This window comes from Plasticicumulans sp. (assembly GCF_035331805.1).
Taxonomy (GTDB): Bacteria; Pseudomonadota; Gammaproteobacteria; order Competibacterales; family Competibacteraceae; genus Plasticicumulans.
The window spans coordinates 1-7,656 of the sequence record NZ_DAOLKE010000171.1; the positions used below are offsets into that span (position 1 = coordinate 1).

Consider the following 7,656-nt stretch of genomic DNA (forward strand, 5'->3'; position numbering starts at 1 on the left):
AGCGATACCCATGGCGTTGCGAACCGGTATTCAGTCACCAGCCGTGCAGCGCCTCGCCGATGCCGTCGCCGAGGCCGAGCGCACGGCGATCCGTTCGGCGCTCGCCGTCAGCGGCGGACGCAAGGTCGATGCGGCGAAGCTGCTCGGCATCTCGCGCGCGACGCTGTACGAAAAGCTCGCGCTGCTCGGCCTGCAGGGCACGGGCTGAATCCGCGGCGGCGGCTGCGCCAAAGCGGGGCGACGCAAGGAATTTGCACGTTACCGTTCCAATCACCGTTCCAATGGCGTGCGTCTTGCTCCAGCATACGCGCCTTCCCGCCGGTGGCCGCGCATCTGCTTGTAAATGCGGCCCTGACGGGGGATCGGGCGCCACGATGGTGCGACGCAGCACCATTGTGGTGACACTTCGTCCCGCGGTGACCGGCCCCCGCTGGTACACCGCATCATGAACAGTCTACGGGGGATGCAATGGGCAAGGTGGCAATCGTTACGGGCGGCATCGGTGGCCTGGGAACCGCGATGTGCAAGGCGCTGTGCGCCCAGGGCCGTACCGTCGTGGCGGCCTACTACCCCGCCGAGGCCGACAAGGCTGCGGAATGGCAGAAGGCCCGCAAGGAAGAAGGTCTGGACATCGCCGTCTATCCGGTGGACGTGAGCGACCTCGAAAGCTGCGCGCAGCTCGTCGCCAAGGTCGAGGCCGACCTCGGTCCGGTCGAGATCCTGGTCAACAACGCCGGCATCACGCGCGATTCCGTGTTCAAGCGCATGACCGACGCCCAGTGGCTGGCCGTCATCAACACGAACCTGAACAGCCTGTTCAACATGACCAAGCCGGTGTTCGAGAAGATGACCTCGCGCGGCTGGGGCCGGATCATCAACATCTCGTCGGTCAACGGCCAGAAGGGCCAGTTCGGCCAGGCCAACTACTCGGCCGCCAAGGCCGGTGCGCACGGCTTCACGATGGCGCTGGCGCAGGAAGGCGCCAAGGCCGGCGTGACCGTCAACACCATCTCGCCGGGCTACATCGGCACCGACATGGTCATGGCCATCGCCGAGGAAGTCCGCAACAAGATCATCGCGACGATCCCGGTCGGCCGTCTCGGCACGCCGGAAGACATCGCGCGCACGGTCGCCTTCCTGGCCGATGACGAAGCCGGCTTCATCACCGGCGCCGACATGTACGTCAACGGCGGTCTGTACATCCACTGATCGTCCGACCGGCCGGCGCCGCAGCGCCGCAAGCGTCAGACCCCGACACCGTCCGGATTCCCGGACGGTGTCTTTTTTTCCGGACGGCGCCGGCACGCCCGCGGAAATTCAAAAAAATTCAGCCGCGCCCGCACAAATCCACGCCGATACGGCTGCCGCCGTACCGGACGTGTCCGGAAATCCGGACGGAGGGCTGGCGGCAAGCATGCAGGTCTGTTCTTTAATTCATTAAAAAACAATAAGTTGTATTTTAATTGCCGGCTGGCACGGTGCTTGGCTCATGGAAGTCAGCCCCCGGGTGCAAAGGGGGCATTCGTCCACCACCGAAGGAGCCCACCGTGCTCGGCATACTTGGCATCGTGCTGTCCCTGGCCTTGCTGATCTTTCTCGCGTACCGCGGCTGGAACGTCATCTTCATCGCGCCGTTCTGTGCCACCGTGGCGCTGCTGTTCAACTGGGGTGACGCGCCGCTGCTCGCGACCTACACCCAGACCTTCATGCCGGCGCTCGGCAACTACTTCGCCAAGTTCTTCCCGCTGTTCCTGCTCGGCGCGGTGTTCGGCAAGCTGATGGATGATTCGGGCTCGGCCCGCGCGATCGCGCACAAGATCGTGCAGCTGGTCGGGCGCGAGCGCTCGATGCTCGCGGTGGTGCTGGCCTGCGCGATCCTGACCTACGGCGGTGTGTCGCTGTTCGTCGTCGCCTTCTCGGTGTATCCGATCGCGGTGTCGCTGTTCCGGGAGTCCGGCATTCCCAAGCGCCTGATCCCGGCGGCGATCGGCCTCGGCTCGTTCACGTTCACGATGACGGCGCTGCCCGGCACGCCGGCGATCCAGAACGCCATCCCGATGCCGTTCTTCGGCACCAACACCTTCGCCGCGCCCGGCCTCGGCATCATCGCCGGCGTGTTCATGTTCGCGTTCGGCCAGTTCTGGCTGAACCGCCGCGTCGCCCAGGCCCGCGCCCGCGGCGAAGGCTACGGCAACCACGAGGATGCGCTGAGTCAGGCTGCCGAGCAGGGCATGCCGCCGTTCTGGCTGGCGCTGCTGCCGATCGTCGTCGTCATCGTGCTGAACTACATCGCCACCAGCTATGTGATCCCGGCGATGGACACCGCGTATCTGGCGACCGACAAGTTCAAGAAGACGCCGCTGTCGGCCGTGCTCGGCATCTGGTCGATCATCCTCGCGATGCTGGTGGCGATCACCCTGGTGGCCGTGCTCAACCGCAAGCGCATCGCCAACCTGCTCGACACCTTCAACAAGGGCACGATGGGTTCGCTGCTGCCGATGGCCAACGTCGCCTCGGAAGTCGCCTACGGCGCGGTGATCGCGAGCCTGGCCGCGTTCGCGATCGTGCGCGAGGGCCTGAAGTCGGTCGCCTCCGATCCGGTGACCTCGCTGTTCATCGTGGTCACGGTGCTCGCCGGCATGACCGGTTCGGCCTCCGGCGGCATGAGTCTCGCGCTCGGGGCGATGGGTGAGTACTACGCTCATGCGGCACAGGCGGCCGGCATCAACCCCGAGATCATGCACCGCATCGCGGCCCTGGGCTCGGCGGCGATGGACATCCTGCCGCACAACGGCGCCGTCATCACGCTGCTCGCCATCTGCTCGCTGACGCACCGGGAGTCGTACCTCGACCTGTTCATGGTCGGATCGCTGTCGGCGCTGCTGTCGAGCGTGCTGGTGCTCGGGCTGAACGCCGTGTTCGGCACCTTCTGAGGCGGACGGAGGCGGAGACAGCCATGACCTACCGACATGTCCTGCTTGCGGCGGAATTCGATGCGGTCGGCCCGCGGATGCTGGCGCGGGTCAGCGAACTGCTGCGCTACGGCGCCCCGCGCCTGACCCTGCTGCACGTCGTCGACGAGCGCAGCGAAGGCGGCAGTGAGCTGCTGCCGACGGTGGCCGGCACGCCCGAGCCGCACCGGCTGGTCGTGCCCCAGGGCACCGAGGAAAACCTGCCGCTGGAATCCGACACCGAGACCCGGCTCGACGAGGCCGCCGCACGCTTCCTGCAGTCGCTGGCGCAGCGCCTCGGCGTGCCGGGTGCGCAGCTGCGGGTCGTGGCCTCGACCTCGGTCAGCACGGCGATCATCGCCGAGGCGCGTGCCGCGGGCGTCGACCTGATCATCGTCGGCCATCACGACCGCCACTGGCTGGACTGGCTGGTTGCCGGCACGGCCGAACGGGTGGTCGGTGCGGCGGTCTGCGACGTGCTGGTCCTGCATACGGCCGACTGAGGTCCGGCGACGGCCTCCACTGACTGCGGAGCGGCATCCGGCCGCTCCACATCCAATACATTGCCGCACCAGCCGGCATCATTCCAAAGGGAAGGAGAGGGCATCCATGGGTCCACATCCGCATCCGCTGCTCGCCGGCCAGCCGCTGGCCCCGAAGGGCAAGGTGGTCACCGCCGCCGAGGCCGTGCGCCTGATCCGCGACGGCGACACGCTCGGCACCGGCGGCTTCGTCGGCATCGGCTTTGCCGAAGGCCTCGCCTGTGCGCTGGAACGGCGCTTTCTCGAAACCGGCGAGCCGCGCAACTTGCGGCTCGTGTACGCGGCCGGGCAGGGCGACGGCGCCGAGCGCGGCCTGAATCATCTCGGCCACGAGGGGCTGGTCGACTCCGTGGTCGGCGGGCACTGGGGACTGGTGCCGAAGCTGCAGAAGCTCGCGATCGACGGTCGCATCAGCGCCTGGAACCTGCCGCAGGGCGTGATCACGCACCTGTTCCGCGACATCGCCGCCGGCAAGCCCGGCACGCTGACCCGCGTCGGGCTCGGCACCTTCGTCGACCCCGAGTTCGGCGGCGGCAAGCTGAACGAGCGCACCACCGAGGAGCTGGTCCGGCGCCTGCCGATCGACGGCGAGGACTACCTGTTCTACAAGGCCTTCCCGATCAACGCCTGCTTCCTGCGCGGCACGACCGGTGACCCGGACGGCAACATCACGATGGAGCGCGAGGCGCTGACGCTCGAAGCGCTGGCGCTCGCGACCGCGACGCGCAACAGCGGCGGCATCGTCATCGTGCAGGTCGAGCGCATCGCCGAGCGCGGTTCGCTGTCGGCACGCCAGGTCAAGATTCCGGGCATCCTCGTCGACTGCGTGGTGGTCGCCGAGGCGCGCGAGCACCAGCAGACCTTCGCCGAGCCCTACAGCCCGGCGTTCTCGGGCGAGATCCGTGTGCCGGTGACCGGCATCGCGCCACTCGCGCTCAACGAGCGCAAGCTGATCGCGCGCCGTGCCGCCTTCGAGCTGCGACCGAACGCCGTCGTCAACCTCGGCATCGGCATGCCCGAGGGCATCGCCGGCGTCGCCAACGAGGAACAGGTGCTCGAACTGCTGACGCTGACCACCGAGCCCGGCGTGATCGGCGGCCTGCCGGCCTCGGGCCTGAACTTCGGGGCGGCGGTCAACACCCAGGCGATCATCGACCAGCCCTCGCAGTTCGACTTCTACGACGGCGGCGGGCTCGACATCGCCTTCCTCGGCCTCGCGCAGGCCGATGCCGAGGGCAACCTGAACGTCAGCAAGTTCGGACCGCGCCTGGCCGGGGCCGGCGGCTTCATCAACATCAGCCAGAACGCCAAGCGCGTGGTGTTCGTCGGCACCTTCACGGCCGGCGGCCTCAGGCTCGCGATCGGGAACGGGCAGCTGCACATCGAGCAGGAAGGCCGCGAGCGCAAGTTCGTGCGCGCCGTCGAGCACCGCACCTACAGCGGCCCGGTCGCCGCCGCGCGCGGGCAGAAGGCGCTGTACGTGACCGAGCGCTGCGTGTTCGAGCTGAGCGCGGGCGGGCTGGTGCTGACCGAGGTCGCCCCCGGCATCGACATCGAGCGCGACATCCTCGCGCACATGGACTTCGCGCCGCTGATCCCGCAGCCGCCGCGACTGATGGATGCGCGCATCTTCCTGCCGGCGACGATGGGCCTGCGCGCCGGGCTGCTGGAGCTGCCGCTGGAACAACGCTTCACGTACGATGCCGCGCAGAATCTGTTCTTCATAGATTTCGGCGGCTACCATGTCGCCCGCCCCGAACAGATCGAAGCGATCCGCGGGGTGGTCGAGACGCGGCTGGGACACCTCGACAAACGCGTCGACACCATCGTCAACTACGACGACTTCAGCATCGCCCCGGAACTGCTTGACGCCTATATCGAAATGGTCAGGGACGTGGTCGGGCGCTTCTATTCGGGCGTCACCCGTTACACGACCAATGCCTTCCTGCGCATGAAACTCGGCCGCGCGCTCTCCGAGCGCGAGCTGACGCCGGCGCTGTACGGCAGTCGAGACGAGGCGCGGGCAGGCCTGGCATCCGGCAGCCAGCGCTGACGGCGGCCCGGACCGGGTGCGGCGGCGCGACGCGCCCGGTCGTCCGACAAGCCCGGCCCGCGGGGGGCCGCAAGGTCGCGCATGTTCGTCATCATCGGCTACGTGGTCATCATCGGCTGCATCCTCGGCGGTTTCATCATGGCCGGCGGCCATCTCGGCGTGCTGATGCAGCCGGTGGAAGTGCTGATCATCGTCGGCTCGGCGGTCGGCGCCTTCTTCGTCGGCAACAGCATGACGGTCGTCAAGGAGGCGGGCGGGGCGCTCGGTGCCTGCTTCAAGGGCGGCAAGTACACGCAGGCGCTGTACATGGAGACGCTGACGCTGCTCTATCTGATCTTTGCGAAGATCCGCAAGGAAGGCCTGCTTGCGCTGCAGGCCGACATCGACGAGCCGCACAGCAGCAAGCTGTTCGAGCAGGCGCCGACCGTGCTGCACGATCACCACGCCGTCGAGTTCATCACCGATTACCTGCGCCTGCTGTCCTCGGGCAACATCGAGCTGAACCAGCTCGACAACCTGATGGACCTCGACATCGAGACCCACCACCATCAGGGCGAGCGACCGATCAAGGCCATCCAGGCCTTCGCCGACGGCCTGCCGGCCTTCGGCATCGTCGCGGCCGTGCTCGGTGTCGTGCACACGATGGAGTCGGTCGGCATCCCGCCGGCCGAGCTCGGCAAGCTGATCGCCGCGGCGCTGGTCGGCACCTTCCTCGGCATCCTGCTCGCCTACGGCTTCGTCGGCCCGCTCGGCAGCCTGCTGACGCAGAAGCTCGACGAGAGCACCAAGTACTACCAGGCGATCAAGGCGGCGTTCATCGCCAACCTGAACGGCTACGACCCGATGGCTTCGGTCGAATTCGCGCGCAAGGTCATGTACTCAAGCGAGCGCCCGGGCTTCACCGAGCTGGAAAAGCACATCCAGGCCGCCCGCAAGGCGAAGTGAACGCCTGATCCTGCCCGGTCCTCCGGGTCTGCCCGCAGCGGTTGCGCCTGATGTCCGAACAGCGTCCGATCATCATCAAGAAGGTCAAGAAGGGCCACGGCGGTCACCACGGTGGCGCGTGGAAGCTCGCCTATGCGGACTTCGTGACCGCGATGATGGCGTTCTTCCTGCTCATGTGGCTGCTCGGCTCGACCACCAAGGGCTCGCTGCAGGGCATCGCCGAGTACTTCCAGAACCCCTTCAAGGTCGCGATGAGCGGCGGCGAGGGCTCGGGCGATGCCAACAGCGTCATCCGCGGCGGCGGCGAGGATCTCAGCCGCTCGGTCGGTCAGGTCAAGCGCACCAACGAGGGCACGCGCCAGATCCTCACCAAGGCTTCCGAGGATCAGGCCGGCAAGCTCCGGCTGCTGAAGGACAAGCTGGAGCGCATGATCGCGGCCAGCGCGACGCTCAAGCAGTTCCGCGACCAGCTCAAGCTCGACCTGACCCGCGAGGGCCTGCGCATCCAGATCATCGATGCCGCCAACCGGCCGATGTTCGAACTCGGCAGCGCGGTCATGCAGCCCTATGCGCGCGACATCCTGCGCGAGATCGCACCGGTCATCGGCGAACTGCCGAACGTGCTGACCATCACCGGCCACACCGATGCCCGCCCGCTCGGCAACCCGGCCAAGGGCTACTCGAACTGGGAGCTGTCGGCCGATCGCGCCAACGCCGCCCGCCGCGAACTGGTCGGTGCCGGCCTCAGTGAACAGAAGATCCTGCGCGTGATCGGGCTGGCCGAGAGCGTGCCGTTCGTGCCGCAGGACCCGCTCGATCCGACCAACCGCCGCATCGCGATCGTGGTCATGAACAAGGATGCCGAGGACAGCGTGCGCGCCAACATCGGCGAATCGGTCGAGGTCCGCGAAGGTGCAGGCGTGCGGCCCGAAACCATCGATCCGGATCGCGCGCCGCCGGTGCCGGCACGGCCCCAGGGCCGGCCGGCCCTGATCCCGCCTCCGGCCGTCGCCCCCGCGCCGGCCACCAACGGCAGCGCGCCGCCCGCGTCACCTGCGCCCGCCTCCACCGGCGCCGTGATCGCCCACCACCAAGCGCCACTGTCCGCGGCGGCTCCAGCCAGCAGGGCTGATCCGGCTGACGATAGCGCGTCTTGGCGGCGAGC

General features: G+C 67.8%; 7 protein-coding genes. All 7 read left to right on the top strand.

The features are described 5' to 3' along the window. Positions 1-208, top strand: a 208-nt coding sequence (locus tag PKE44_RS12180) for a helix-turn-helix domain-containing protein (protein ID WP_324551536.1), incomplete at its 5' end; no start/stop codon positions are given. 260 nt (positions 209-468) lie between these two features. Next, the gene (gene phbB / locus PKE44_RS12185) at positions 469-1,209 is read left to right on the top strand and encodes an acetoacetyl-CoA reductase (RefSeq protein WP_324551538.1); all 741 of its coding nucleotides are present in this window, start codon (positions 469-471) and stop codon (positions 1,207-1,209) included. A gap of 338 nt (positions 1,210-1,547) precedes the next feature. Further along, positions 1,548-2,933, top strand: a complete 1,386-nt coding sequence (locus PKE44_RS12190; RefSeq protein WP_324551541.1) for a GntP family permease — start codon at positions 1,548-1,550, stop codon at positions 2,931-2,933. Between the two features lie 23 nt (positions 2,934-2,956). Further along, positions 2,957-3,454 carry a universal stress protein gene (locus tag PKE44_RS12195; RefSeq protein ID WP_324551544.1) on the top strand — a complete coding sequence of 166 codons (498 nt, stop codon included), beginning with the start codon at positions 2,957-2,959 and terminating at the stop codon, positions 3,452-3,454. Positions 3,455-3,560: 106 nt separating this feature from the next. Next, a complete protein-coding gene (locus PKE44_RS12200) occupies positions 3,561-5,546 on the top strand; it encodes a CoA-transferase (RefSeq protein WP_324551547.1) in 1,986 nt (661 codons plus the stop codon). Between the two features lie 81 nt (positions 5,547-5,627). Then, positions 5,628-6,491 (top strand): flagellar motor stator protein MotA, encoded by an 864-nt coding sequence (motA, locus tag PKE44_RS12205; RefSeq protein ID WP_324551549.1) that lies wholly within the window; start codon positions 5,628-5,630, stop codon positions 6,489-6,491. Positions 6,492-6,541: 50 nt separating this feature from the next. Then, a partial coding sequence (gene motB, locus PKE44_RS12210) for a flagellar motor protein MotB (protein ID WP_324551551.1) occupies positions 6,542-7,656 on the top strand: 1,115 nt, incomplete at its 3' end.